24 protein-coding genes are annotated in these 25,071 nt (G+C 70.6%); 16 read left to right on the forward strand and 8 right to left on the reverse strand.

All coding sequences use genetic code 11. The features are described from left to right. Positions 1-933, forward strand: coding sequence for an aa3-type cytochrome oxidase subunit II (gene ctaC, locus QSK25_RS43020; protein ID WP_285647238.1), 933 nt, complete (start codon positions 1-3; stop codon positions 931-933). 12 nt (positions 934-945) lie between these two features. Next, positions 946-1,362: a cytochrome c oxidase subunit 4 gene (locus QSK25_RS43025; protein WP_191303177.1), complete on the forward strand. Its 417-nt coding sequence runs from the start codon at positions 946-948 to the stop codon at positions 1,360-1,362. A 281-nt stretch (positions 1,363-1,643) separates the two neighbouring features. On the opposite strand, the gene QSK25_RS43030 is transcribed toward QSK25_RS43025, so the two are convergent. The 4 genes from QSK25_RS43030 to QSK25_RS43045 form a co-directional block, all read right to left on the reverse strand. Beyond that, positions 1,644-2,324 carry a lysophospholipid acyltransferase family protein gene (locus QSK25_RS43030; RefSeq protein ID WP_285647241.1) on the reverse strand — a complete coding sequence of 227 codons (681 nt, stop codon included), beginning with the start codon at positions 2,322-2,324 and terminating at the stop codon, positions 1,644-1,646. A gap of 161 nt (positions 2,325-2,485) precedes the next feature. Next, positions 2,486-3,529 carry an anthranilate phosphoribosyltransferase gene (gene trpD / locus QSK25_RS43035; RefSeq protein ID WP_285647242.1) on the reverse strand — a complete coding sequence of 348 codons (1,044 nt, stop codon included), beginning with the start codon at positions 3,527-3,529 and terminating at the stop codon, positions 2,486-2,488. Between the two features lie 6 nt (positions 3,530-3,535). Continuing rightward, complete coding sequence (locus QSK25_RS43040) at positions 3,536-3,946, reverse strand: hypothetical protein (protein WP_285647243.1); 411 nt, start codon at positions 3,944-3,946, stop codon at positions 3,536-3,538. Positions 3,947-4,011: 65 nt separating this feature from the next. Continuing rightward, positions 4,012-4,413 carry a hypothetical protein gene (locus tag QSK25_RS43045; protein WP_285647245.1) on the reverse strand — a complete coding sequence of 134 codons (402 nt, stop codon included), beginning with the start codon at positions 4,411-4,413 and terminating at the stop codon, positions 4,012-4,014. 93 nt (positions 4,414-4,506) lie between these two features. Between QSK25_RS43045 and ctaE the strand changes: the two genes are divergently transcribed. From ctaE to qcrB, 4 genes are all read left to right on the forward strand, one after another. Beyond that, entirely contained in the window at positions 4,507-5,115 is a 609-nt protein-coding gene (gene ctaE, locus QSK25_RS43050) for an aa3-type cytochrome oxidase subunit III (protein WP_285647246.1), read from the forward strand. 61 nt (positions 5,116-5,176) lie between these two features. After that, positions 5,177-5,989: a cytochrome bc1 complex diheme cytochrome c subunit gene (gene qcrC, locus QSK25_RS43055; RefSeq protein WP_285647248.1), complete on the forward strand. Its 813-nt coding sequence runs from the start codon at positions 5,177-5,179 to the stop codon at positions 5,987-5,989. Then, positions 5,986-7,116: a cytochrome bc1 complex Rieske iron-sulfur subunit gene (gene qcrA / locus QSK25_RS43060; protein WP_285647250.1), complete on the forward strand. Its 1,131-nt coding sequence runs from the start codon at positions 5,986-5,988 to the stop codon at positions 7,114-7,116. Before qcrC ends, qcrA begins: the two co-directional genes overlap by 4 nt. Further along, on the forward strand, positions 7,113-8,777 hold the full coding sequence (gene qcrB / locus QSK25_RS43065; RefSeq protein WP_285647251.1) for a cytochrome bc1 complex cytochrome b subunit: 1,665 nt from the start codon (positions 7,113-7,115) through the stop codon (positions 8,775-8,777). Before qcrA ends, qcrB begins: the two co-directional genes overlap by 4 nt. A 78-nt stretch (positions 8,778-8,855) precedes the next feature. Here qcrB and QSK25_RS43070 read toward each other — a convergent pair whose 3' ends face one another. Both QSK25_RS43070 and QSK25_RS43075 read right to left on the reverse strand, forming a co-directional pair. Beyond that, complete coding sequence (locus QSK25_RS43070; protein WP_045309335.1) at positions 8,856-9,143, reverse strand: Lrp/AsnC family transcriptional regulator; 288 nt, start codon at positions 9,141-9,143, stop codon at positions 8,856-8,858. An 88-nt stretch (positions 9,144-9,231) separates the two neighbouring features. Then, positions 9,232-10,932, reverse strand: a complete 1,701-nt coding sequence (locus QSK25_RS43075; RefSeq protein WP_285647255.1) for a DEDD exonuclease domain-containing protein — start codon at positions 10,930-10,932, stop codon at positions 9,232-9,234. Positions 10,933-11,115: 183 nt separating this feature from the next. Here QSK25_RS43075 and QSK25_RS43080 point away from each other — a divergent pair, with 183 nt between their 5' ends. From QSK25_RS43080 to QSK25_RS43095, 4 genes are all read left to right on the forward strand, one after another. Then, on the forward strand, positions 11,116-12,474 hold the full coding sequence (locus QSK25_RS43080; RefSeq protein ID WP_285647272.1) for an NYN domain-containing protein: 1,359 nt from the start codon (positions 11,116-11,118) through the stop codon (positions 12,472-12,474). Between the two features lie 65 nt (positions 12,475-12,539). Further along, positions 12,540-13,544 carry a C40 family peptidase gene (locus QSK25_RS43085; protein ID WP_285647256.1) on the forward strand — a complete coding sequence of 335 codons (1,005 nt, stop codon included), beginning with the start codon at positions 12,540-12,542 and terminating at the stop codon, positions 13,542-13,544. A 10-nt stretch (positions 13,545-13,554) separates the two neighbouring features. Next, positions 13,555-14,322, forward strand: a complete 768-nt coding sequence (locus QSK25_RS43090) for a hypothetical protein (RefSeq protein WP_285647258.1) — start codon at positions 13,555-13,557, stop codon at positions 14,320-14,322. A 9-nt stretch (positions 14,323-14,331) separates the two neighbouring features. Beyond that, the gene (locus QSK25_RS43095) at positions 14,332-15,435 is read left to right on the forward strand and encodes a glycosyltransferase family 4 protein (RefSeq protein ID WP_285647260.1); all 1,104 of its coding nucleotides are present in this window, start codon (positions 14,332-14,334) and stop codon (positions 15,433-15,435) included. 210 nt (positions 15,436-15,645) lie between these two features. Here QSK25_RS43095 and QSK25_RS43100 read toward each other — a convergent pair whose 3' ends face one another. Both QSK25_RS43100 and QSK25_RS43105 read right to left on the reverse strand, forming a co-directional pair. Next, positions 15,646-18,510, reverse strand: coding sequence for an AfsR/SARP family transcriptional regulator (locus QSK25_RS43100; RefSeq protein WP_285647261.1), 2,865 nt, complete (start codon positions 18,508-18,510; stop codon positions 15,646-15,648). A gap of 281 nt (positions 18,511-18,791) precedes the next feature. Further along, entirely contained in the window at positions 18,792-20,588 is a 1,797-nt protein-coding gene (locus QSK25_RS43105; protein ID WP_285647262.1) for an AMP-dependent synthetase/ligase, read from the reverse strand. A 98-nt stretch (positions 20,589-20,686) separates the two neighbouring features. Between QSK25_RS43105 and QSK25_RS43110 the strand changes: the two genes are divergently transcribed. From QSK25_RS43110 to QSK25_RS43135, 6 genes are read left to right on the forward strand one after another with little or no spacing between them, the layout of a single operon-like run. Continuing rightward, complete coding sequence (locus tag QSK25_RS43110; protein WP_285647263.1) at positions 20,687-21,067, forward strand: polyketide cyclase / dehydrase and lipid transport; 381 nt, start codon at positions 20,687-20,689, stop codon at positions 21,065-21,067. A gap of 57 nt (positions 21,068-21,124) precedes the next feature. Next, positions 21,125-21,913 (forward strand): metallophosphoesterase family protein, encoded by a 789-nt coding sequence (locus tag QSK25_RS43115; protein ID WP_285647265.1) that lies wholly within the window; start codon positions 21,125-21,127, stop codon positions 21,911-21,913. 23 nt (positions 21,914-21,936) lie between these two features. Then, positions 21,937-22,377: an SRPBCC family protein gene (locus tag QSK25_RS43120; RefSeq protein ID WP_285647274.1), complete on the forward strand. Its 441-nt coding sequence runs from the start codon at positions 21,937-21,939 to the stop codon at positions 22,375-22,377. Next, positions 22,374-23,582 (forward strand): ArsA family ATPase, encoded by a 1,209-nt coding sequence (locus QSK25_RS43125; protein ID WP_285647266.1) that lies wholly within the window; start codon positions 22,374-22,376, stop codon positions 23,580-23,582. Before QSK25_RS43120 ends, QSK25_RS43125 begins: the two co-directional genes overlap by 4 nt. Positions 23,583-23,608: 26 nt before the next feature. Continuing rightward, positions 23,609-23,962 (forward strand): hypothetical protein, encoded by a 354-nt coding sequence (locus tag QSK25_RS43130; protein ID WP_285647268.1) that lies wholly within the window; start codon positions 23,609-23,611, stop codon positions 23,960-23,962. 14 nt (positions 23,963-23,976) lie between these two features. Beyond that, positions 23,977-24,948: an ROK family glucokinase gene (locus tag QSK25_RS43135; RefSeq protein ID WP_502881955.1), complete on the forward strand. Its 972-nt coding sequence runs from the start codon at positions 23,977-23,979 to the stop codon at positions 24,946-24,948. The last annotated feature ends 123 nt before the right edge of the window (positions 24,949-25,071 follow it).

Raw genomic sequence — 25,071 nt, forward strand, 5'->3', positions numbered from 1 at the left:
GTGGGCCTGAAGGAGGGCACCAGGGCATCCCGGCTGGTGAAGACCGCCGGGCTGGTAGGCCTGGTCGGTATCGGGGCCACCGGTTGCTCCACGGACGAGGTGCTGCGCTTCGGATGGCCGCAGGCCGTCACGCCGCAGGCCGAGAAGATGCGCGAGCTCTGGACGTGGTCCGTGATCGCCGCGCTCGTCGTCGGCGTCATCGTGTGGGGCCTGATCCTGTGGTCGATCGTGTTCCACCGCAAGAAGTCGGAGGAGCTGCCGCGTCAGACGGCGTACAACCTCCCGCTGGAGATCGTGCTCATCGTCGTGCCGACGGTGATCGTGGCGGTGCTGTTCTACTTCACCGCCATCACGCAGAACTACGTCACGGACAAGTCGGGCAAGCCCGACGTGAACGTCGACGTGATCGCGTTCCAGTGGAACTGGGAGTTCCAGTACCCGGACCACAAGACCGAGGAGGGCAAGGCCGTCAGCACGGTCGGCACCTCGGGTGAGGTCCCGATCATGGTGCTGCCGGCCGGCAAGCGCATCCAGTTCACGCTGCGCTCGACCGACGTCATCCACTCGTTCTTCGTGCCGGAGTTCCACTTCAAGCGGGACGTCTTCCCGCAGCCGGAGAAGAACAACCAGGACAACGTCTTCCAGATCGACCAGATCGACCGTCCCGGTGCGTTCGTCGGACGTTGTGCCGAGCTCTGCGGCTCATACCACGCGGTGATGAACTTCGAGGTCCGCGCCCTCGAGTCGGCCGACTTCGACAGGTACATCGAGCTGCGCAAGCAGGTCAACGAGAAGACGGGCAAGCCGTACACCACCGCAGAGGCCCTGTCCCAGGTGAACTGCGACAAGTGGTGCTCTCCGCTGGCCACGACGACCACCCCGTTCAACACCGACCGGACGGCCCGCGAGGCCTCCGGCGCGGGCCAGAAGTAGGGACGCTCCGCGATGAAGATCGAAGCTCGCGTATTCGACCTGGTGATGGCCTTCTCGTTCCTGATGGCCGTCGTCTACGGCTACTGGACGCACCTCGCGACCGGCCACGTCGAGCCCACCGGCACGGTGGCGCTCGCGCTGACCGGTGGCCTGGCCCTCATCACCGGCACCTACTTCCGGTTCGTCGCCCGCCGCATCGAGGTGCGGCCGGAGGACAACCCCGACGCCGAGGTGTCGGACGGCGCCGGTGAGCTGGGCTTCTTCAGCCCCGGCTCGTACTGGCCGGTCGGCCTCGCCGCCGCGGCGGCGACCACGGGTGTCGCGGTGGCGTTCTGGCACGTGTGGCTGCTCGTGATCGCCATCGTCATGGTGCTGATCATGGTCGGCGGCCTGGTGTTCGAGTACCACACCGGACCCAACCACGACTGATATCCGATACACCGGATATCGGACATCGCTCGGCCAAGGCCCTCTCCGCGCGCGGAGGGGGCCTTCGTCGTTGCCGGACAGGGAAATCGGACCCGATATCCAACATGTGATACATCGCATACTGGATATCAGTCAGCCGCTGCAGGGGGACACGGCCGCCAATACATCGGATATCGGATATCGCCCGCGAGACGCGATGTCCCCCGCCGTGACAAAGCGAAAGGCCCTCCTCACCGGCAACGGCGGGAAGGGCCCTTCGCTTTTGTGAGACTGCGGAGCGGCTACGCCGCCGCCGGCACCGGGGTCTTCTGGTAGGCGTCGACGTACTCCTGGCCGCTCAGGTCCAGGATGCGGTAGATGATCTCGTCGGTGACGCTGCGCAGCACCGGCAGCGACTCCTGCATGCCGTCGTAGCGGCTGAAGTCGAGCGGCTCGCCGAAGCGGACCGTCACCGGGACGATCTTGGGGAACCTGCTGCCGACCGGCTGCACCTTGTCCGTGCCGATGATGCCGACCGGGATGACCGGGGCACCGGACTCCAGCGCCATGCGGGCCACGCCCGTGCGGCCGCGGTGCAGCATGCCGTCGAGCGAGCGGGTGCCCTCGGGGTAGATGGCGAACGCGTCGCCGCGGCCCAGGATCTCGGCGGCCGTGTCGAGCGCCGCGCGGGCGTCCCGGCCCTTGCCGCGGTGCACCGGCACGTGGCCGAGCGACGAGAAGAACCAGCGCGACAGCGAGCCCTTCACGCCCGTGCCGGTGAAGTACTCCGCCTTCGCGAGGAACGAGACGCGGCGGGGCACGACCATCGGGATCACGACGCTGTCGATGAAGCTGAGGTGGTTGGCCGCCAGGATGACGGGGCCGTCGGTGGGGATGTTCTCCAGACCGTCCACCACCGGGCGGTAGACGAGACGGGCTGTGCGCGCGACGACGTGCTTCATCACCGGGTAGAGGAGGGCCATGACTCCAGCATTCCAGGTGGCGATTGCCACGGCGTTACCACGTGGTGCGCATCTCGGGCCCGTCACTCGCTCGGACTACACCGATGCGGCGGCCGTGCGAGCACGGTCACGCGTCGGCGACGACGCGTGACCGAAACCCCCGGGAAACGGCGGAAAAGCCTTCAGCGGGCCTTCAGGGACGTCGAGAGCTCCACCCAGCGGGTCAGCAACTCCGCCGCCCTGCCCGAGTCGATGGCGTCGGCCGCGCGGCTCAGCGAGGCCGTCAGGTCGGCGTGCAGGTCCTCGGAGAAGCCGGAGTGCGCCGCGATGGCGCCCGCCGCGTTCACGAGCACCGCGTCACGCACCGAACCGGTCTTGCCGCCCACGAGGTCGCGGACCACCTGGGCGTTGACGGACGCGTCGCCGCCCTTCAGGTCCTCCTCGCGCGCGGGCTTCACGCCCAGCACGACGGGGTCGATCGTCTCCGTGCGCACCACGCCGTCCTGGGCGAGCCAGGCGGACGTCGTCGTGGTCGTGGTGATCTCGTCGAGGCCGTCGTCGCCCCGCACCACCAGCGCGGTGTTGCGGCGCCGCGCGAACACGCCCGCGATCAGCGGTGCCGCCGCCGCCCGCGCGCAGCCGATCAGCCCGACCGTGGGCTGGGCCGGGTTCGTCAGCGGGCCGAGCAGGTTGAACGACGTCGGGATGCCGATCTCGCGCCGCACCGGGCCCGCGTGCCGGAAGCCGGGGTGGAACACCGGCGCGAAGCAGAACCCGATGCCGAGTTCGCGCACGGTCGCCCGCACGCCCTCGGCCGGCAGGTCGATCGCGACGCCCAGCGCCTCCAGCACGTCCGCCGTGCCGCACTGCGACGACGCCGCCCGGTTGCCGTGCTTGACCACGGGCACGCCCGCGGCGGCCGTGATGATCGCGGCCATCGTCGAGATGTTGACCGAACCGGAATGATCGCCGCCGGTGCCCACGATGTCGGTCGCCCGCACGTCCACCGTGAACCGGTTCGCGTGGCTGAGCATCATCGTGGCGAGGCCGTCGACCTCCTCCGGAGTCTCGCCCTTGGCGCGCAACGCGACGACGAACGCCGCGATCTGCGCCGCCGTCGCCTCGCCCGACATCACCTGGTCCATGCCCCAGGCGGTGTCGTCGGCGGTCAGGTCGGCGCCGTCGAGCAGGCGGTTGAGCAGCGAGGGCCAGGTGCGCTGGCTCATGGCGGATCAGCCCTTGACGACGGGCAATGCCGAGCCCCGCAGCACCTCGGCCACGGTCTCGGCGGCGGCCAGCGGGTCGAGCGGGTGCACCAGCACCGCGTCCGCCTGCGACCAGGTCGCGAGCCAGCGGTCGTCCTTGCGACGCACCGCGACCACGATCGGCGGGCAGTCGGTGATCTCGTCCTTGAGCTGGCGGGACAGGCCCATGCCGCCGGTCGGCTGCGCCTCGCCGTCGAGGATCAGCAGGTCGACGGTGCCGTTGTCCGCCTCGTAGAGGACGTCCGCGATCGTCCCGGCCTCGACGTAGTCGACGCGCCCCAGGTCCGGCGCGGGACGGCGGCCGACCGCAGTGATGATCGTCTCACGCACCTCGGGCCGGTGGCTGAACACCAGGATCTTCGTGGTCTGCGTGCTCATCTGGATCCTCCGCTGCGACTGCCGACTGCGGTCCTGTGAAGAAAGTGACCAAGGTCGCCACGATGCTATCGGGCCGGTTCGCGGGCGGGTTGCAGGGCGTCCCACCCCAGGGCCTCACCGCCGAGCCGCTGGGCCAGTGACGCCATCCGCGAGCGCTCCTGGGCGCAGTGCAGGGCGTCCAGCTTCTGCACCCTGCTGGCGTGCGACACGGCACCGTCCACCAGGACCCAGCCGTCGGGTGCCAGCAGCTCTCGCGCGCGTTCTACCTGTTCAGCGGGGATGCGCAGGTGGTGCCGGAGCACCGCGAGCTCGTCGGCGCGCCAGCGCGGCGACCGCGCCAGGACCGCCGAATCCGCCTCCGAGATGTCGAACGCCTCGGCCACCACGACGAGCGCCGGGTCGTCGATCGACAGCGACGGCACCCCGTCCCGCCGCAGCATGTCCCGCAAACGGCCCAACAAGCCCATTCGTCCATCTCCTCGCCATCACCCTGCGTGTGACCCAGCCGACCCATGATCCGCCCAGGACCCGATGGGCGGACGGAAATAGCGCAGGCAATAATGCTGCTCGTGACCACGGCAGCGCCTTCAATCGGCCAGCGCGTGCACTCGCTGAACCGCCCGAACATGGTCAGCGTCGGCACGATCGTCTGGCTGTCCAGCGAGCTCATGTTCTTCGCTGGCCTCTTCGCCATGTTCTTCACGGTGAAGGCCCAGAACGAGGGACCTTGGCCCCCGCCCCCCACGCACCTGAACGTCCCCTACGCGTCGGTCTTCACGATCATCCTGGTCGCGTCGTCCTTCACGTGTCAGTGGGGCGTCTTCGCGGCGGAGCGGGGTGATGTCTTCGGTCTGCGTCGCTGGTACATCGTGACGCTGATCATGGGCGCGATCTTCGTGGGCGGCCAGGCCGGTGAGTACGTCGAGCTGGTCGAGCACGGCACCACGATCCCGTCCTCGGCTTACGGCACGGTCTTCTACCTGACGACCGGCTTCCACGGCTTGCACGTCATCGGCGGTCTGATCGCGTTCGTCTACCTGTTGATCCGGACGAAGCTCAGCAAGTTCACGCCGGCTCAGGCCACCTCCGCCATCGTCGTGTCGTACTACTGGCACTTCGTCGACGTCGTGTGGATCGGCCTGTTCGCCATCATCTACATCGTGCCCTGACCTAGTCAGCACGCAGCCAAGCCACGAGCTCCCGAACTGACAGCAAGGGTTGCCGCACACCATGACCACCACGACGAAACGCCCCCGCGGCGCCCGCACCAAGCTGCGCCGCCGGGTCGCCGGACTGCTCGCACTGGGCTTCGCCCTGCTGAGCGCCGGCATGCTGTTCGCCGCCTTCGCGCCCCAGGCGCAGACCGCCCAGGCGCAGCAGCAGGACGCACTGGTCCGCCAGGGCGAGCAGATCTACCTCAACACCTGCCTGAGCTGCCACGGCACGTCTCTCGAAGGTGTGAAGGACCGCGGGCCGAGCCTGATCGGCGTCGGCGACGCCGCGGTCTACTTCCAGACTTCCTCCGGCCGCATGCCCATGGCGCGCCAGGAGGCGCAGGCCATCCGCAAGCCCGCGAAGCTCACCCCCGAGCAGATCAACGCGCTGATGGCCTACATCACCGCGAACGGCGGCGAGGGCCCGAAGAAGCCCTCCGAGTCCGGTGAGGCCCTGCGCGGCGACAACCCGGCGCGCGGTGGCGAGCTCTTCCGCCTCAACTGCGCCAGCTGCCACAACTTCACGGGTCGTGGTGGCGCGCTGTCCTCCGGCAAGTTCGCGCCGGCCCTGGACGGGGTGACCGAGGAGCAGATCTACACGGCGATGCTGAGCGGTCCGCAGAACATGCCGAAGTTCGGCGAGCGCCAGCTCACGCCGGAAGAGAAGAAAGACATCATCGCGTACGTCAAGTCGGTCACCGACGGAAACAACAACTCCGGCGGTAACGCCCTGGGCGGGTTCGGACCCGTCTCCGAGGGCCTGATCGCGTTCATCGTGGGCATCGCCGCGCTCATCGGCGTGACCCTCTGGATCGGAGCCAAGGCATGAGCGGCGACAAGCCGATCGAGCTGCCCAGCGAGGCAGAGCTCGCGGAGATGAGCCGGGACGAGCTCGTCAGGCTCGGCACGAAGATGGACGGCGTCGAGCTCGTCCACTACGAGGAGAAGTTCCCGGTCCCCGGCACCCGCGCCGAGCGTCGCGCTCAGCGTTCGGTCGCCGCGTGGTTCCTGGTCTCCGCGCTGTCGGGTCTCGCGTTCCTCGGCGTGTTCCTGTTCTGGCCCTGGGAGTACGAGTCCCCGTCCAACGCCGAGGGCCACTTCCTGCACAACCTGTACAACCCGCTGATCGGCCTGTTCCTCGGCCTGTCGGTGGTGGGCCTCGGTGTTGGAGCGCTGCTCTACACGAAGAAGTTCCTGCCGGACGAGCTCGCGGTGCAGCAGCGCCACGACGGCCCGTCCGCCGCCGTCGACCGCGCGACCCTGGTCGCGGAGCTGGCCGACGCCGGTGACCGCAGCGGCATCGGCCGCCGCAGCCTGATCAAGCGCACCGCGGGCCTCGGCGCCGGCGTGCTGGGCCTCGGCGTGGCCGCCGTGCCGCTGGGCGCGCTGATGAAGAACCCGCACTCGGACAGCGAGACCAAGAACTCGCTGTGGCACACCGGCTGGAAGGCCGAGAAGCCGGGCGAGAAGGTCTACCTGCGCCGCCACACCGGCAACTTCCACGAGGTCTCGCTCGTGCGTCCCGAGGACGTCGAGCCGGGCGGTTTCGAGACGGTCTTCCCGTTCCGCGAGTCCGAGCGCGACGACGAGCACGCCCTGGTCGCGGCCCTCAAGCGGGCCGACGCCCCGGTCATGCTCATCCGCATGCGCCCGAACCAGGCGATCACCAAGCGCGCGGGCCAGGAGGACTTCAACTACGGTGACCTGTACGCGTACTCGAAGATCTGCACGCACCTGGGTTGCCCGACGTCGCTGTTCGAGCAGCAGACCGGTCTGCTGCTCTGCCCGTGCCACCAGTCGCAGTTCGACGTCTTCGAATACGCGAAGCCGCGCTTCGGCCCGGCGACCCGTCCTCTTCCGCAGCTTCCGATCACTGTGGACGAAGAGGGATACTTGGTAGCCCGCAGTGACTTCATCGAGGCTGTGGGACCGGCGTTCTGGGAGCGTAAGTCATGAGTGCGATCACCACGCCGACGAAGCCGGCCAACGCGGCCGCGCGCGTCGCAGGAGCGGCGGCCAACGCTGCCGACGAGCGGTTCCACCCGGCCTCCGGGCTGCGGAAGCAGATCAACAAGGTCTTCCCGACGCACTGGTCGTTCCTGCTCGGTGAGATCGCGCTCTACAGCTTCATCGTGCTGTTGCTGTCGGGTACGTACCTCGCCCTGTTCTTCGACCCGTCGATGACCGAGGTCACCTACAACGGTGCCTTCGAGAACCTCAAGGGCATCGAGATGTCGCGGGCGTTCGCGTCCACGCTCGACATCTCGTTCGAGACCCGCGGTGGTCTGTTCGTCCGCCAGGTGCACCACTGGGCGGCACTGCTGTTCATGGGCGCGATCGTCGTCCACATGTTCCGGATCTTCTTCACCGGCGCGTTCCGCAAGCCGCGTGAGATCAACTGGGTCATCGGCATCGTGCTGTTCATGCTCGGCGCGATCGAGGGCTTCCTCGGCTACTCGCTGCCGGACGACCTGCTCTCGGGCACCGGCCTCCGCGTCATGGCGGCGCTGCTGATCTCGTTCCCGGTCATCGGCACCTGGCTGAACTGGCTGATGTTCGGCGGGGAGTTCCCCGGCACGGACATCATCCCGATGCTCTACACCGCGCACATCCTGATCATCCCGGCGATCATCCTGGGTCTGATCGCGGCGCACCTCGCGCTCGTCTGGTACCAGAAGCACACGCAGTTCCCGGGCGTGGGCCGCAAGGAGACCAACGTCGTCGGCGTCCGCATCATGCCGGTGTTCGCGGCCAAGGGCGGTGGCTTCTTCGCCATCGTCGTCGGTGTCATCGCGATCATGGGTGGCGTCTTCCAGATCAACCCGATCTGGAACATCGGCCCGTACAACCCCGCGCAGGTCTCCGCCGGTTCGCAGCCCGACTGGTACATGGGCTGGACCGACGGCCTGGTCCGCATCTGGCCCGCGTGGGAGTTCTACCTGGGCAACTACACGATCCCGGCGCCGTTCCTGCCGTTCATCCTCGGTCTGCCGCTGCTGACCGGCATCGCGGCGGCGTACCCGTGGATCGAGCGCAAGATGACCAAGGACTACGCGCACCACAACCTGCTGCAGCGCCCGCGCGACGTTCCGGTCCGCACCTCGCTCGGCTGGATGGCGATCACGTACTTCATGGTCCTGCTGCTCATGGGTGCGAACGACATCTTCGCGTACCAGTTCGACATCTCGTTGAACCTGACGACGTGGATGGGCCGGATCGGCATGCTGATCCTGCCGCCGATCGCCTACTTCATCTCGTACCGCGTCTGCATCGGTCTGCAGCGCGGTGACCGCGAGGTGCTGGAGCACGGCGTCGAGACGGGCATCATCAAGCGCCTGCCGCACGGCGAGTTCATCGAGATCCACCAGCCGCTCGGCCCGGTGGACGACCACGGTCACCCGATCCCGCTCGCTTACCAGGGCGCGTCGGTGCCGAAGAAGATGAACAAGCTCGGCTCGGCCGGTCACCCGGTCGCCGGCAGCACGTGGTCCCCGGACCCGGTTGAGGAGACCGTGGCCCTGGAGAACGCGCGCAAGCACGCACACGTCACCGAGGGCACCAGTGCCCAGGACACGGCTCCCGAGCTCGCGGGCAAGCCGTCCGACGTGAAGGACTGACGTTCCGCTGGAACACCGAAAGGCCCCCGTGCACTCCACGGGGGCCTTTCGCGTTGTCCTGGTTCTTGCGGGACGTTCCTACTGGGCGTCGTCCAGGCCGATCGCGAACGCGGCCTCGTCGTCGCGCTTCGAGTAGCTGCGGAACGCGATGTGCGTGTCGGTGTTCAGCACGCCGGCGACCTTGCTGATCTTGCCGGGGACGAGCGCGGCGAGGTCCTCGTGCTTGCTGACGCGCACCAGCGCGATCAGGTCGACGTCGCCGGCGCACGAGTACACCTCGGTGACTCCGTCGATGTCGGCGATCTCCTGCGCCGCCTCGGGAATGCGTTCGGCGGCGGCCTGGATCAGCACGATGGCGGTGACCACGGCGTCCTCCTCGGGTGTGGGTGTCTCGAAGCACCCGTAGTCTGCCCTACCGGCTGATCACGGGCGTGAGGACGTCGCCGCTGCCCGGTCAGTTCCAGCGGTCGTGGACCGGGCGCGCACCGGCGGCTTGTTCGGCCCACGGCAGCCAGGCCGCAGCGGCTCCGGCGGGCGACGACCACGGTTCGTCCGCGTAGACGAGACGGGTGCCGGGCTGGTCGAGCCAGCGCAGCACGACCCCGGCCTCCTCCGGCGGGGCTCCCCGGAGCGGGCCGGGTGTCGGGACGACGGTCTCGGCCGACGCGACGAGGGCGTCGACCACCGGCATCGGGCGCGTGCCCCGGCGCGCCACGCCCGCGGCGGCGAGGCGGCCGTAGCGGACGACGGAGAACTCCCAGCCGCCCTCCCGGTCCGGTCGCGCGGCCACCAGCTGGGGCAGGGCGGCCAGGGCGGCGAGGCGTTGCGCCCTGTCGAGCGAGCGGACCAGGCCCGCCAGCCGGTCGCGGCGGCGGGCGGCCTCCTCGAAGCGTTCGGCCGAGGCCAGGCCGGTGAGCTGGGTGACGAGGGTGCGCAGCGGGTCGGCGTTGCGGCCCACGACGAGGTCCTGCACCGCGATGACGGCGGGGGAGTACTCGGCGACGGTCTGGTGGCCCGCGCAGGGGGCCCGGCAGCGGTCCAGTTCGGCGAGCGCGCAGGGCGAGGCGCGCTGGTTCGTCGCCGGGATCTTGATGGTGCAGGAGCGCAGCGGCACGGCGTCCAGGAGGGCGTCGGCCACCGACTCGGCCGCCTGGCGCGTGCGGAACGGGCCCAGCGCGCCGTCGCGCGGGGTGCGCACCAGGGAGATCCGGGGGAAGGGTTCGTCGGTCAGCGTCAGCCACCACGCGTGGTGCGGGTTCTTCGAGCGCCGGTTGTAGGCGGGCCGGTGCGCGCGTAAGAGCCGGAGCTCGCGCACCTCGGCCTCCAGCGGGTGCGCGCACTCCACGGCGTCCACCCGGACCGCCAGGGCGACCATCTCGCGCAACCGGCGGCGGCCCTCGCTGGCCGTGAAGTACTGGCGGACGCGGCGGCGCAGGTCGGATGCCGTGCCCACGTAGAGGACCTCCTCGCTCGGGCCGCGGAAGAGGTACACGCCCGGCGAGTTGGGCAGGTGGGCGGCCAGGGAACGCTTGCGGCGCTGTTCCGGCGTCACCTCCGGCAGGTAGGCCAGGAGTTCCTCGAGCGAGTGCACGCCGACGTTGCCGACGCGTTCCAGCAACGAGTGCAGCACTTCGACCGTCGTGCGGGCGTCGGCGAGCGCGCGGTGCGTGGGCTTGGTCTCGGTCTGGAAGAGGTCCGACAGCGCGGACAGGCGGCAGGACGGGGCCTCGTCGCGGCTCAGGACGCGGCGGGCGAGCTTCACCGTGCACACCACCGAGGGCTTCGGCCAGCGGTAGCCGTGCCGTTCGCAGGCGGCCTTCATGAACCCGACGTCGAACCCCGAGTTGTGCGCGACCAGCACCGACCCGGCGGCGAACTCCAGGAACGCGGGCAGCACCGTCTTCATCGTGGGCGCGCCCGTCACCATCAGCTGCGTGATCCCGGTCAGCTGCGCCACCTGCGGCGGGATGCCGCGTTCGGGGTCGACGAGCGTCGCGAACTCGCCGAGGACCTCGCCGCCGCGCACCTTCACCGCGCCGATCTCGGTGACGGCGTCCTCGGTGTTGCTGCCGCCCGTCGTCTCCAGGTCGAAGACGACGAACGTCGTGTCGCGCAGGGGCGTCCCGAGTTCGTCGAAGGACAGTTGTCCGGTCACGGCGCTGACGTTAGCGACGGGGTCTGACAATTTTCGGAGCTGATCTTCTTGAGCACCGTGACCTGCGGTTGCTCCATTGGATTGGCGATCGGGTGATCTTTTCCAGATCGTTGTTCCGAAGGGCGGACACGTCCGTGCGCTGCTCAAGCGCGAGGGCTCTAGCCTGTGGGGGTGCCCGACCCGATGCCCGACCCGGAGATCGACCTGCCTGTTGAGGAGGCGGGTGAGTCCGCCGTGGGAGAGTCGCCTGAAGAATCCACTGTGGACTGGTCGGCGCTGCCCGAACCGCTGCGGGTGAGACTCGCGGAACTGGGCGCGGACGCGTTGGGCGAGATGGCGAAGGTCGACGTGCCCCAGCACCTGCGCCCGGTGGCGAAGTTCGCGCCGACCAAACGCGCGCGGCTGGGCGGGTCGCAGGTGGTGGCGGGGCTGCGGGACTCGGCGAACTTCCGCACCGCCGTGGTCGAGTGGCTGCGCAAGAACAGGCCGTCGACGCTCGAGGTGACGTCGCCGGACCCGGTGACGGCGGCCGCGGCGGCGGTGCTGACCGGTGACGACGTCGCGCCGCACTACGTGGAGCTGGTGTCGCGGCGGGTGGGCGACGCGACGTTGCGCGCCGAGCGGGACGCGGCCGTAGCGCGCGCGGAACGGCTCGAAGGAGAGCTGGAACGGCTGCGGGCCGAGCGTTCCCAGCTCGACGGCGCCGCCGAACGCGTCCGGGCGGACGCCGAGGTCGAGCTGGAACGCCTGCGCAAGCGGTTGCGCGAGCAGGGCGTGAAGCTGCGCGAGGCCAAGGACGCCGCCGAGGCCGCGGCCGCCGAGGTCGAGAAGATCCAGGCGCGCACCGCGGACGAGGTCAAGCGCGTGTCCGCCGAACGCGACCGCGAACGTGAGCGCGCGGAGACCGAGCGCGGCAAGGCCCAACGCGCGATCGCCGACGCCGAGGTGGCGCGGCAGTCCGCGCGCGAGGCCCGGCAGGCCGACGAGGTGCGGCTCGCGTTGCTCGTGGACACGCTCGACGGTGCCGTCACGGGCCTGCGCCGCGAGCTCGCCCTGGGCGGCAGCGGGCCGCGTCCTGCCGACCTCGTGCGGGGCGCCAGCGCGTCGCAGGGGGTCGTGGGACGCGTGGAGGACCCGGCGGCGCTCGACCGGCTGCTGGCGTTGCCCGCGGTGCACCTCGTGGTGGACGGCTACAACGTCACGAAGACCGGCTATCCGGAGCTGTCGCTGTCGGACCAGCGTGACCGGCTCGTGCACCAGCTCGCGGTGCTGGCGGCGCGCACGGGGGCCGAGGTGACGCTGGTGTTCGACGGCGCCGGTGTGGTCGCCGTGCCCGCGGCGGCCCCCCGGGGCGTGCGCGTGCTCTTCAGCGACCCCGGTGTGCTGGCCGATGACGTGATCCGCGCCCTGGTCACCGCAGAGCCCGAGGGGCGTCCCGTGGTGGTGGTGACGTCGGATCGCGCGGTCGCGGATTCGGTGCGCCGGCGGGGTGCGCACCCGGTGCCGTCCGCTGTGCTGCTGGCCCGTCTCGGGCGCGTTTGATCACCCGGTAGCCTGACGCCGTCGATCTTGGCGGTCTGGTTCTGGCGAAGGGGATCGGCGACCTCATGTCGCGCAACTTCACCCGCGTTCTCGTGGTTCTCGTGTTGTTGGTTCCGGTGACCCCGGCTGTGTCTTCAGCGGCGCAACCGGCTGATCCCGCGCGCGCGTACGCGGAACTGACAGCGCAGGCGACCAAGCTCAACGAGGAAGTCCTGCTGGCGCAGGAAGATCTCGTGCGGCGCAAGGCCGAACTCGACCGTGCGACCGCGACGGTGGCGGCGGCGCAACAGGTCGAGCGGCAGGCCAAGCGCGACAAGGACGACTTCCAGGGGCAGGTGGACCTCATCGCCCAGGCGTCGTTCGAGGGCGCGCGGTTCAACCAGCTGTCGGCGTTGCTCGTCGCGGACTCGCAGCAGGACTTCCTGAACCGCCTCGAGATGATGCGCGTGCTGGCCGCGGACAAGGCGGAGTCGCTCGCGCGGCTGTCCGGCGCGGTCGAGCAGGCCCGGCAGGCGCACCAGGTGGCGGAGGACGCCCGCGCGCGGGCCGCGGAGACGACCGCGGCGGCCGAGAAGCTGAAGAGCGATCTGGACGCGCGCAACGCGGCGTTGCAGACGCAGATCAACGAGGTGCGCTCGGCGCTGACGCGACTGCCGGCCCCCGTCGTGAACCAGTTGCGCGATCCCGGTGACCGTGCGCAGGTCAGCGTGCCCTCCGGGGTGGCGGGGCAGGCGCTGGCGTTCGCGTTGGGACAGCGCGGCGACTCGTACCAGTACGGCGGCGTCGGGCCGGAGGGCTGGGACTGCTCCGGGCTGACGATGAAGGCCTACGCCGCCGCCGGGTTCACGATTCCGCGCACCTCGGGTGGTCAGGCCGGGGTCGGACGTGCCGTGTCGCGCGGCGAGGTCCGCGCGGGCGACCTGATCGTCTACTACCCGAGCCGCTCCCACGTCGCCATGGCCGTCGACGGCGAACGCGCCGTGCACGCCTCGACCGAGGGACAGCCGGTGAAGATCGCGCCGATCGACGCCATCGGGCCCATCGCGGTGATCCGGCGCATCGAGGGCTAGCGTTGCGCCGGTGAAGCACCTGCGGACGTTGATGGCGGTCACCGTCGCCATGACGTTCCTGCTGGGCCTCAGCGTCGCACTGCGGCCCGCCGAGGTGCGGCCGGTCGCCGCCGACCGGTGCCGCGAGGCCGTGCTGACGACTTCGTCGGGCACCGTCACCAGCAGTTCCTGTGACGGGGAGCTGGCGACGCGGGTGTCGTCGTTGCTGGACTCCTCGGTGCGTGAAGTCGCCGATGTATTGGATATCGGTTGGGCGCGGCGGGTCGACGTCGTCGTTCCCGCCACGGACGACGAACTCGTCGCGCTCGTCGGACCGGCGTTCGCGGACATGGCGGGGATCGCGATCCGGGACGGCTCCGGGCAGCGTGTCGTGCTCAACCGGGTGCGGGCGGCGGCGTTGACGGACCTCGAACTGCGCGTGTTGCTGCGGCACGAGATCACGCACGTCGCGACCCGCGACCTGACCTCGGACTCAGCGCCGCTCTGGCTGGTGGAGGGGTTCGCGGACTGGGTGGCGTTCCACGGCCTGGGCCTGTCGCTGCGGCAGGCCGCGCCGCTGCTCACGTCCGACGTGTCGGCGCTGCCGTCCGACTTCGGCGGCTCCGGCCGCGACCTCGCCTACCAGCAGGCGTACTCGATCATGGTCTACCTGGAGTCGGGGCTGGGGGAACGCGGCGTCGTCGACTTCTTCCTGCGCACCGCGTCGCTGTCCGCTGTGGACCCGGCCGTCGTCGACGTCGCGGGCTGGCGTGAGTTCCTGCGCGGGAGCATCGGATAGCGTTGGTCCGTGCGCCGAACCTTGCTGGTGACCAACGACTTCCCGCCCCGTCCCGGTGGCATCCAGTCCTACCTGCACGCTCTGGCGACACGCCTGCCCGCGGACTCGCTCGTCGTCTACGCGCCGAAGTGGAAGGGCGCGCCTGAGTTCGACGCCGAGCAGCCGTTCCCGGTGGTGCGGCACCCCACGTCGCTGATGCTGCCGACGCCGGACGTCCTGTCCCGCGCCCGCGACATCGCCCGCGCCGAGTCGTGCGAGGCGGCCTGGTTCGGCGCGGCCGCCCCGCTCGCGCTGCTGGCACCGTCACTCGGCCTGAGCCGCGCGGTGGCGTGCACCCACGGCCACGAGGTCGGCTGGTCGATGCTGCCGGTGGCGCGACAGGCGTTGCGCGCGATCGGGTCCGGTGTGGACGTCGTGACCTACGTCAGCCGCTACACCCGCTCGCGCTTCGCCGCCGCGTTCGGCCCGATGGCGGCCCTGGAGCACCTGCCGTCCGGTGTGGACACCGAGCAGTACCGGCCGGACCCGGCCGCACGCGCCGAGATGCGCCGCCGCTACGGCCTGGGCGACCGGCCGGTGATCGTGTGCGTGTCCCGCCTGGTGCCGCGCAAGGGCCAGGACGTGCTGATCCGCGCGCTGCCGTTGATCCAGCGGTCGGTGCCGGACGCGGCACTGCTGATCGTCGGCGGCGGCCCCTACCGGTCAACGCTCGAGAAGCTCGCCGCCGGCTCACGCGACATCGTGCTCACCGGTTCCGTGCCGTGGGAGGAACTGCCCGCGCACTACAACGCCGGCGACGTCTTCGCGATGCCGTGCCGCACCCGAGGCCGCGGCCTCGACGTCGAAGGCCTCGGCATCGTCTACCTGGAGGCGTCCGCGACGGGCCTGCCCGTCGTGGCCGGACGATCGGGCGGCGCCCCGGAGACGGTGCGCGACGGCATCACCGGCAACGTCGTCGACGGCCGCTCCGTCGAGAACGTCGCCGACCGGATCGCCTCGTTGCTCGCCGACCCCGGGACCGCGGCCAAGATGGGGCGCGCCGGGCGGGAGTGGGTCAGCGACCACTGGCGCTGGGACCAGCTCGCGCACCGCCTCGAAACCCTCATCGGCTGAACGTGACGTCCAGCATCCGTTGACGTCGGCATTGACGTCGCCTCGACATTGACGACGTTGACGACATTGATGACGACATTGACGAGGTTGACGCTGATGTTGACGACATTGACGTCGTCAACATCGTCGAGCTTGACGGTTGCGAGTCGCAAGCTGCGATGACAACGTTGTCATCCGCACGAACAGTGATATATCGGATATCGGTGCAGGTCAGGCGAGTTCGCGGGCCCGGAGTTCCAAGGCGCGCAGCCCCAGTTCGACGCCGCGCCGCACGGCCTCGCCGGCAGCGGCACGGGAGTCGGCGTCGCGGCCGCGGTCCCGCAGCACCAACGCCAGTCCGATGAGTGCGCGCACCTCACCGGAGGCGTAGCCGATGCGCCGGGCCGTCGTGAGGGCCTGCTGGAAGTCGTCGGCCGCGGTGTCGAGGTCGGACGCGGCGCGGTGGATCTCGCCCAGGGTGATGCGGGTGGAGGTCGCCACCTGCTGGTCGCCGCCGTCGGCCACCAGGCGCAGGGCACGGGTCGCCAGCGACGTGGCCGCGTCGGTGTTGCCGGCGGCGAGTTCGACGGCGGCGAGGTTCTCCAGGGTCTCGGCCTCGCCGGCGGGGACGTTGCCGATCTCCAGGGCCCGGTCGAGGTGGGCGCGGGCCTCGTCGAGGCGTCCCTGCAGGCGCAGGGCCATGCCCAGGTAGGTGTGGCTGTCGGCGTTCGGGACGAGGGAGAGGGCCTGGGAGAAGTGGTCCACGGCGCCGTCGATCTCGCCCAGTTCCACGGAGAGCTGGCCCAGGTTGTAGAGGCTGGTGCTGACGGTGTCGGCCGAGGACGACCGCAGCATCTCCGTGCAGCGCAGCAGGACGTCGCGGGCGGCGGTCAGGTTGCCGGAGCGGCGGTGCACGAGGCTGAGGTTGTTCAGCACGCCCGCTTCGGCGTCCTCGTCGCCCAGTTCGCGGTACAGGGCCACGGCGCGGTCGTGGTGGTCGACCGAGCGGGCGTACTCGCCGAGGCGCAGGTAGAGAGTGCCCAGGTTGGCGTGCATCGCGGCCTCGGCCGGGCGGTGCGCGGACGCTTCGGCGGCCTGCAGGCCGTGGTGGGCCGTCGCGAGCCACTCGCCGACGTGCTGGCCGATCCACAGGTAGCCGCGCAGGGCGTCGGCCAGTTGCCAGGCCATGACGGCCGGGCCGTGCTCGGCGGCGTGGCGGATGGCGGCGATCAGGTTCGGACGTTCCGCGTCGAGCCACGCGAGGGCGTCGGCGGAGCCAGGGATGCGGGGGGCCGGTCCGGTGGCGGCGGACGCCAGCCGCACGATGCCGGGGTAGAGGAGTTCGGCGCAGCGTTCGACGCCGCGCTGGTAGTGGTTCAGCAGGGAGGTCCAGGCGGCCTGCTGCTCGGACGGGCTGTCGGACTCCTCGCGCAGCGCGGCGGCGTAGCGGACGAGTTCGTCGTGCAGGCGGTAGCGGCCGGGGCCGGCGGACACGACCAGGCTGGCGATCTCGAGGACGGTCAGCAGGCCCTCGGCGTCGACGTCGGCCAGCGCGGACGCCGCCTCCGCGGTGAAGTCCGGTCCCGGCACCAGCGACAACAGCCGGAACAGGCGTTGCGGGGCCGGCGGCAGGGCGGCGTAGGCGAGTTCGATCGGGGAGCCGGAGATCGTCACGTCGTCGCGGCCCGCCAGGTACGCCGCCGCCACCCGCAACGCGAGCGGCAGGTGCCCGCAGCGTTCGGCCAGTTCGGCGTGCGAGCCCGGGCCGAGCAACGTCGTCAGCAGCGAAGCAGACTCCGAAGGCGAGAAGACTTCCACCGGCACGGTCCGCGCGCCGTTGAGGGCGATCAGGCCGCGCAGGTCGTCCCGCGACGTCACGATGACCCGGCACGACGCGGTCCCCGGCAGCAACGGCCGCACCTGGTCCGGTGCCGAGGCGTTGTCCAGCACCAGCAGCATCCGCCGACCCGACAGCAACGACCGCAGCATCGTGCTCTGCTCGTCGAGGTCGGGCGGGATCTCGTCCGGCGGCACGCCCAGCGCCCGCAGGAACCGCGACAGCACGTCGACCCCGTCCGCCGGCGCCCCCAGCGCGTACCCGCGCAGGTCGACGTAGAGCTGCCCGTCCGGGAACCGGTCCCGCAGCAGGTGCGCCACGCGCACGGCCAGCGTCGTCTTGCCCACCCCCGGCGGCCCCGCCAGCGTCACGATCGGCACCGACCCCGTCACCAGCCCGCAGACGCGTTCGACGTGCGCCGACCGTCCGGTGAAGTCCGCGATGTCGTCCGGCAGCCGCATCGGCGCCGCCGGTTCCCGCACCGCCACCGCGGCCACGACGGGCGCGGCGAGTTCCGGCGCCCCCACCAGGATCGCCTGGTGCAACGACCGCAGCTCGGCCGACGGGTCGATGCCCAGCTGGTCGTCGAGGGTCCGGTCGAGTTGCCGGAACGCCTCCAGCGCCTCCGCCTGCCTGCTGGAGCGGTACAACGCGAGCATCAACTGCGCCCAGAACCTCTCCCGCAACGGGTGGTCCCGCGTCAGCCCGAACAGCTCCGGCACCAGGTCCGCGTGGTTGCCGAGCGCGAGCTCCACGTCGATCCGCCGCTCGTGCACGGTCATCAGCAACTCGGTCAGCCGTGGCGCGTGCTCGCGGTACAACGTCTCCGACGGCACGTCCGACAGCACCGGCCCGCGCCACAGCTCCAACGCCTCGGCGAACGCCTTGCGCGCCGCGTCCAGGTCGTCGGCGGCGGCCGCCACCCGCCCGCGCGCCGCCGCGTCGGCGAACCGGTGCGCGTCCACGGTCAACGGGTCCACGCTCATCCGGTAGCCGTCCGCGGCCGTCTGGATCAACGACGGGTCACCCAACGCCGCGCGCAACCGCATGACGTACGTCTGCAACGTGCCTCGCGTGCGCGCGGGTGGTGTGTCCCCCCACACGTGCTCGACGAGTTCCGTCACGGGAACGACGCGGTTCGGCCGCAGCAGCAACGCCGCCAGCAACGCCCTGTGCTTGCCCGCCCGCAGCACGACGGCGGAGCCGTCCAGGCGTACTTCCATCGGGCCGAGCAGCCGGAACTGCGGACCCGAAGCCATCGCCTACCCCTCGTGCGAGCCAGATGACCCCCGGCCGAACGATCCGCAGCCAGATGATCCCCATCTGCCGCACAGCCTATTGGCGCGCTGTCGCCGGGTGACATCGGCGCGTCAGCGATACGTCAGCGCCGTACGGCAATCTTCATCTCGTCCCGGTCGGGGGGCCGGGGCAACACACTTCTCGGGTTCTGCGGAGGTCTCCGCGGATCACGATCGCTGGGGGTCGAAAGGCCCAGGAGCTCGCTGGAGCTCCTGGGCCTTTCGCGCATTCCGACCTGCGGTTACTTGGCGTAGATCGCGTCGATGTCGGCCGAGTAGGTGGTCGCGACGACCGACCTCTTCAGCTTCAGCGACGGCGTCATCTCGCCACCCGCCTCGGTGAAGTCGACCGGCAGCACCCGGAACTTCCGGATGGCCTCGGCCTTCGACACCGACTTGTTCGCCTCGTCCACGACGGCCTGGATCTCGGCCAGCAGGTCCGCGTCCTCGATCAGGTCGGGCACCTCGGCCGACGCGGGCTTGCCGCGCGACTCCTTCCACGACGGGAAGAACTCCGGGTCGATCGTGATCAGCGCGCCGATGAACGGCTGCTTGTCGCCGACGACCATGCACTGCGAGATCAGCGGGTGCGCCCGGATCCGGTCCTCGAGCTGCGCCGGGGAGACGTTCTTGCCACCGGCGGTGACGATGATCTCCTTCTTGCGGCCCGTGATCTTCAGGAAGCCTTCGCCGTCGAGTTCGCCGATGTCCCCGGTGTGGAACCAGCCGTCCTCGAGGGCCTCCTTGGTGGCTTCCTCGTTGTTCCAGTAGCCGGTGAAGACGATGTCGCCCTTGATCAGGATCTCGCCGTCCTCGGCGATCCGCACCGACGTGCCGGGCACCGGCAGGCCGACCGTGCCGACCTTCTCCTGGCCGCGGAACGTCACGCAGGCCGCCGCCGACGTCTCCGTCAGGCCGTAGCCCTCGTAGACCGGGATGCCCGCGCCGCGGAAGAAGTGCGACAGCCGGTCACCCAGCGGCGCACCACCGGAGACGGCCGCGATCGCCCGCCCGCCGAGGGCACCGCGCAGCTTCGAGAACACCAGCTTGTCGAACACGGCGTGCTTGATCCGCAGACCGAAGCCGGGACCGCCGTTGTCGAGCGCCTGGCTGTACTCGACGGACGTGGCCTCGGCCGCGTCGAAGATCTTGCCCTTGCCGCCGGCGTGCGCCTTCTGCTTCGCGCCGTTGTAGACCTTCTCGAACACGCGCGGCACCGCGACGACGAACGTCGGGCGGAACTGGCCGAGGTCCTCGACGAGGTTCTTCACGTCCGCGGTGTGGCCCAGCGTCGCCCGCGAGTACACGCACGCGAGGTACAGGGCACGCGCGAGGATGTGCGCGAGCGGCAGGAACAGCAGCAGCGAGTTGCCGGCCGTGAGGATCTCCGGGAACCGCGACAGCGCCGACCGCACCTCGGACAGCAGGTTGCGGTGCGTCAGCGTGCAGCCCTTGGGACGGCCGGTCGTGCCGGACGTGTAGACCAGCGTCGCCGTGGCGTCCGCCTTCACCTCGCCGCGGCGCTCGTGCACCTGCTCGTCGGTGATCTCGGCACCCAGCGCCGTCAGTTCGTCGACCGCGGCGGCCGTTCCCTCGATCTGCCACACGTGGCGCAGCTCGGGCAGCTTGCCGACGACGTCGTCGACCATCGTGCGGTGCGACGACGCCTCGACGAACACCGCCCTGGCGCCGGAGTCGGACAGGATCCACTCGATCTGGTCCGCCGACGACGTCTCGTAGATCGGTACCACGACGCCGCCCGCCGCCCAGATGGCGAAGTCGAGCAACGACCACTCGTAGCGCGTCTTGGACACCAGCCCGACCCGGTCGCCGAGCTCCAGACCGGCGGCCACCAGACCCTTCGCGACGGCCATGACCTGCGCGGCGAAGTCACGCGCGGTGATGTCGACCCAGGTGCCGTCGACCTGCCTGCGGAAGCTGACGGCGTTGCCGAAGCGCTCCGCGTTGGCCCACACCATGTCGGTGAGGTTTTCCTCCGGAGCCACAGCGGAGCTGGCGGGGACGCTGAACTCGCGCACGTCAACCTCCATACGGTGTTTTGTTACTGGTGGGGAAACTTAGCGTGTGATTCCGGCGATACAAAGGTTGGTACGCCCTTCCGTTACCTTTTGTCCTCATGGCCAGCGTGGACGTCGTCGACGAGACCTTCCTCGCGGTACCACCCAGCGTGGTCGCCGCCGCCTTCTCGACGCCCTCGTCGTGGCGTCGGTTCTGGCCCGACCTGGTGCTCGACGTCTACGCCGACCGGGGCGAGGAGGGGCTGCGCTGGACGGTCGGCGGCGCGCTCGTCGGCACCATGGAGGTCTGGCTCGAACCGGTGCTCGACGGCACTGTGCTGCACTACTTCCTCCGCGCTGACCCGCCCTCCGGAGCGCTCACGCCCCGCGACGCCCGCCGCGAGGTGCAACGCCGTCAGCTCGACGCCAAGTCGGTCTCACTGGGGCTCAAGCTGACGCTGGAGGACGGTCGTCCGGCCGGATGCCCTCCATCCGTGTGATCTTGCTGGACGTGCGTCCCGCTGAACACCCCCAAGCGCGTCAACTAAGTTGGAGGCGTGCGGGTTCACGTGGTCTCGGATGTGCACGGCAACGCGGAGGCACTGGCGCGCGCCGGTGAGGGCGCGGACGCTCTGGTCGTGCTCGGCGACCTGATCGACTTCGTCGACTACCACGACCACTCCAGGGGAATCCTCGGCCGCGTCTTCGGCGCCGAGAAGGTCGGGATCTTCGCCGAGTTGCGACGCGGCACGCGCCGCGCGGACACGGCGAGCTACATCCGCTCCCTGTGGGACGGTCTCGCCGACGCCCGGTCCGTGGTGGAAGAAGCGGTGCTGGAGCAGTACACGGCGTTGTTCGCGGCCATGTCCGCGCCGACCTACGCGACACCGGGCAATGTGGACAGTCCGCACCTGTGGCCCCAGTTCGCCGGGGTCGGCGTGCACGTCCTCGACGGCGAGGCCGCGGAGATCGGCGGGCTCAGGTTCGGCTTCGCGGGCGGCGGGCTGATGGTGCCCGGACTCGTGCGCAACCCCGACGCGCCGTGGTTCCCGTACCTGCGCACGGAGGAGGACATGGCCGCCGCGCTCGACCGGATGGGCCAGGTCGACGTGCTGTGCACGCACATCCCGCCGCTCGTGCCGGAGCTCACCTACGACGTCGTCGCGCGCCGTCCCGAGTGGGGTTCGCGGGCCGCGCTGGACAAGATCGTCCGCGAACGTCCGCGCTGGTCGGTGTTCGGGCACGTGCACCAGCCGTTGGCCAGGCGCGTGCGGGTCGGGTTCACCGAGTGCGTCAACGTGGGACATTTCCAGCGCAGCGGCAAGCCTCACGTCCTCAACTGGTGAGCACGCGAGTAACCTCCACGTTCATGGCCGACGAGTCCACTCAGTCCATCGTCATCGACGCTCCGCCTGAGAAGATCATGGCGATCATCGCGGACTTCCCGTCGTACCCGGACTGGGCGAACGGGATGAAGGAAGTCGAGGTCCTCGACTCCCGCGACGACGGCCGTGCCGAGCAGGTGCGGTTCGCGATCGACCAGGGTCCCGTGAAGGACGAGTACACCCTGAAGTACGACTGGGCCGCCGACGGTCTGTCGGTGAAGTGGGAGCTCGTCAAGGGCACCATGCAGAAGGCGCAGCAGGGCAGCTACGTGCTGGCGCCGTCCGGCACCGGCACCAAGGTCACCTACACGCTCTCGGTGCAGCTGGTGATCCCGATGATCGGCCTGTTCCGCCGCAAGGCCGAGAAGCTGATCCTCGACACCGCGCTCAAGGAGCTCAAGAAGCGCGCGGAGAAGGCGGCTTGAGCCGGGTCCTGCTCTTCACCGGCAAGGGCGGGGTCGGCAAGACGACCTTGTCGGCCGCCACCGCCGCCTCGCTGGCGGCGAACGGCCGCAAGGCGCTCGTGGTGTCCACCGATCCCGCGCACTCGCTGGGCGACGCCCTCGACGTGCGGCTCGGCGCCGAACCGTCCGAAGTGGACGGAACCGCCGGCCTGTACGCGTGCCAGATCGACCCGCGCGGCCTCGTCGACGAGGCGTGGGGAGACCTGCGCGGACACCTGAGGACCGTGCTGGCGGGCGCCGGCGTCGACGAGCTCGACGCCGAGGAGCTCACCGTGCTGCCGGGTGTCGAGGAACTGCTGGCGCTCGCCGAGGTGCGGCGCCTCGCCGCGTCCGGGCCGTGGGAGGTCGTGGTCGTTGACTGCGGGCCGACCGCGGAGACGTTGCGGCTGCTGTCGCTGCCGGAGGCGTTCGCGGGCTACCTCGAACGGCTCTTCCCGACGCACCGGCGCGTGGTGCGCGGGCTGCTGGCGGGCGTCGCGGGCACCGGGACCGTCGAGAAGTGGGACGCGACGGCCGACGCCCTGAGCCGCCTCGCGGAACGGCTGGACGCGTTGCGCTCGATGCTCGCGGACCCGTCGTCGTGCTCGGTGCGGCTGGTGCTGACGCCCGAACGCGTCGTCGCCGCCGAGACCCGCCGCACGCTGACGGCGCTCGCGTTGCAGGGCATCCGGGTCGACAGCGTGATCGCGAACCGGCTGGTGCCCTCGCCCGGTGCCGCGCGCGGGCCCGCCGCCTCGTGGCTGCGCACCCGCCGGCACGAGCAGGACGCGGTGCTGGCCGAACTGACCGGCATCGGCGAGATCCGCACGGTCGACCACCGCGCGTCGGAGCCCGTGGGCGTGCCGGCCCTGCTGGAGGTCGCCGAGCAGCTCTACGGCTCCGCGGACCCCTTGCCGGGGGACGCGGACTCGGCGTCGATGCTGGAGGTGTCGGGCAGCGGACGCGGCCTCGACGCCCGGTATTCGCTGCGGATCGCGTTGCCGCTGGCCGACGACACGGAGCTGGACCTCGCGCGCGTGGGCGACGACCTGGCGTTGACCGTCGACAGCAGGCGTCGGCTCGTGGCGCTGCCGTCGTTGTTGAGGCGCTGCATCGTCACCGGTGCGGAGATGGACTCGGGTGGCGTGACGGTGGGGTTCCGTCCCGACCCTTCCCTCTGGCGTTGACCGCGGCGCTGATCAGGAGCTTGAAGATGACCCAGGACAACGCAGGCAAGCTCGCCGAGGAGCTGCGGCTGCTCGTCGACACCGCCGCCGAGCGCATGCAGCCGTGGTTGCAGCGCGTCGCGGAGGCGGGCGAAGGCGGGCACACGCCCGAGACGTGCGGCTGGTGCCCGCTGTGCAACGGCGTGGCGCTGCTGCGCGGCGACCGTTCCGAACTGGCCGCGAAGGCCGCCGAACACGCGGCGGGCCTGGTCGCGGTGCTGCGGGCGGCCCTGCGGGAACCCGGCACCCCGCCGCCCGCGTCACCCGGCCCCGGTGAGGAGCCCGCGCCCGAACCCGGCCAGCGCGTGCAGCACATCAAGGTCGTCAGGAAGTCCGACTAGTGCTCACCGTCGGAGTGGACATCGGGGGCACCAGCGTGCGCGCGGGGGTCGTGGACCCGCGCGGCTCCGTCCTGGACACCTCCCGCGCCCCCACGCCCGCGGGCGAGCGCGCACTGGAGGACGCGATCGTCGCCGCCGTCGAGGAGGTGGCCGACCGCCACGCCGTGAACGCCGTCGGCCTCGCCGTCGCGGGCTTCATCGCCTCGGACCGCCGCACGGTCCGGTTCGCGCCGCACCTGGCGTGGCGGCAGGCCGACGTCGCCGACCGCATGAGCGACCGCCTCGGCATGCCGGTGGTCCTCGAGCACGACGCGAACGCCGCAGCCCTCGCCGAACACCGCTTCGGCGCGGCCCGGGGCGCCAAGACCGCCGTGCTGGTCGCGATCGGCACGGGCATCGGCGCCGCGCTGCTGCTGGACGGTGAGGTCTTCCGCGGTGCCCACGGCGTCGCCCCCGAACTGGGCCACCTGCGCGTCGTCCCGGACGGCCGCCCCTGCCCGTGCGGCAAGAACGGCTGCTGGGAGCGCTACTGCAGCGGCACGGCCCTGAGCGCGACGGCCGTGGAACTGCTGGCGAAACACCCCGGCGTCTCCACGGTCCTGGCCCGCGAGGCCGCCGGCGACTCGCGCGCCGTGACGGGCCGCCGGGTGGCGGGAGCCGCCCGCGACGGCGACCCGCTGGCCAAGCGCGCGATGGCCGACCTGGCCCGCTGGCTCGGTGAGGGCCTCGCACTCGTCGCGGACGTCTACGACCCCGAGGTGATCGTCATCGGGGGAGGGGTGTCGACGTCGGCGCCGCTGTTCCTCGACGACGCCCGCGAGCGCTACGCCGCCGTCGTCACCGGGGCGGGGCACCGTCCGCTGGCCCGCATCCGCACCGCGCAGCTCGGGGACGACGCGGGCATCGTGGGCGCGGCGACCCTGGCCCGCGAGATGGCCGCCCAGCTGACGACTCGCGGGAGCAAGAACCACTCGCGCCGCTCCTAGATGAGTAAGTCCTAAGCCTGGGCGGTGTCTGGAAACAGACGAAGGGTGTTCAAGATCAGTTTGTGAGGACCGACCTGAACACCCTTCTGACCGCACTCTACGTCAAGATCGATGACCACCTGG

It is taken from the genome of Lentzea sp. NBRC 102530, assembly GCF_030269365.1.
Taxonomy (GTDB): domain Bacteria; phylum Actinomycetota; class Actinomycetes; order Mycobacteriales; family Pseudonocardiaceae; genus Lentzea.

Bases quoted from the DNA above. Each gene is read 5' to 3' on its own strand.
- QSK25_RS43025 (WP_191303177.1), top strand. From the start codon at position 946: ATGAAGATCGAAGCTCGCGTATTCGACCTGGTGATGGCCTTCTCGTTC.
- QSK25_RS43030 (WP_285647241.1), bottom strand. From the start codon at position 2,324: ATGGCCCTCCTCTACCCGGTGATGAAGCACGTCGTCGCGCGCACAGCC.
- trpD (WP_285647242.1), bottom strand. From the start codon at position 3,529: ATGAGCCAGCGCACCTGGCCCTCGCTGCTCAACCGCCTGCTCGACGGC.
- QSK25_RS43040 (WP_285647243.1), bottom strand. From the start codon at position 3,946: ATGAGCACGCAGACCACGAAGATCCTGGTGTTCAGCCACCGGCCCGAG.
- QSK25_RS43045 (WP_285647245.1), bottom strand. From the start codon at position 4,413: ATGGGCTTGTTGGGCCGTTTGCGGGACATGCTGCGGCGGGACGGGGTG.
- ctaE (WP_285647246.1), top strand. From the start codon at position 4,507: ATGCTGCTCGTGACCACGGCAGCGCCTTCAATCGGCCAGCGCGTGCAC.
- qcrC (WP_285647248.1), top strand. From the start codon at position 5,177: ATGACCACCACGACGAAACGCCCCCGCGGCGCCCGCACCAAGCTGCGC.
- qcrA (WP_285647250.1), top strand. From the start codon at position 5,986: ATGAGCGGCGACAAGCCGATCGAGCTGCCCAGCGAGGCAGAGCTCGCG.
- qcrB (WP_285647251.1), top strand. From the start codon at position 7,113: ATGAGTGCGATCACCACGCCGACGAAGCCGGCCAACGCGGCCGCGCGC.
- QSK25_RS43080 (WP_285647272.1), top strand. From the start codon at position 11,116: ATGCCCGACCCGGAGATCGACCTGCCTGTTGAGGAGGCGGGTGAGTCC.
- QSK25_RS43085 (WP_285647256.1), top strand. From the start codon at position 12,540: ATGTCGCGCAACTTCACCCGCGTTCTCGTGGTTCTCGTGTTGTTGGTT.
- QSK25_RS43100 (WP_285647261.1), bottom strand. From the start codon at position 18,510: ATGGCTTCGGGTCCGCAGTTCCGGCTGCTCGGCCCGATGGAAGTACGC.
- QSK25_RS43110 (WP_285647263.1), top strand. From the start codon at position 20,687: ATGGCCAGCGTGGACGTCGTCGACGAGACCTTCCTCGCGGTACCACCC.
- QSK25_RS43120 (WP_285647274.1), top strand. From the start codon at position 21,937: ATGGCCGACGAGTCCACTCAGTCCATCGTCATCGACGCTCCGCCTGAG.
- QSK25_RS43130 (WP_285647268.1), top strand. From the start codon at position 23,609: ATGACCCAGGACAACGCAGGCAAGCTCGCCGAGGAGCTGCGGCTGCTC.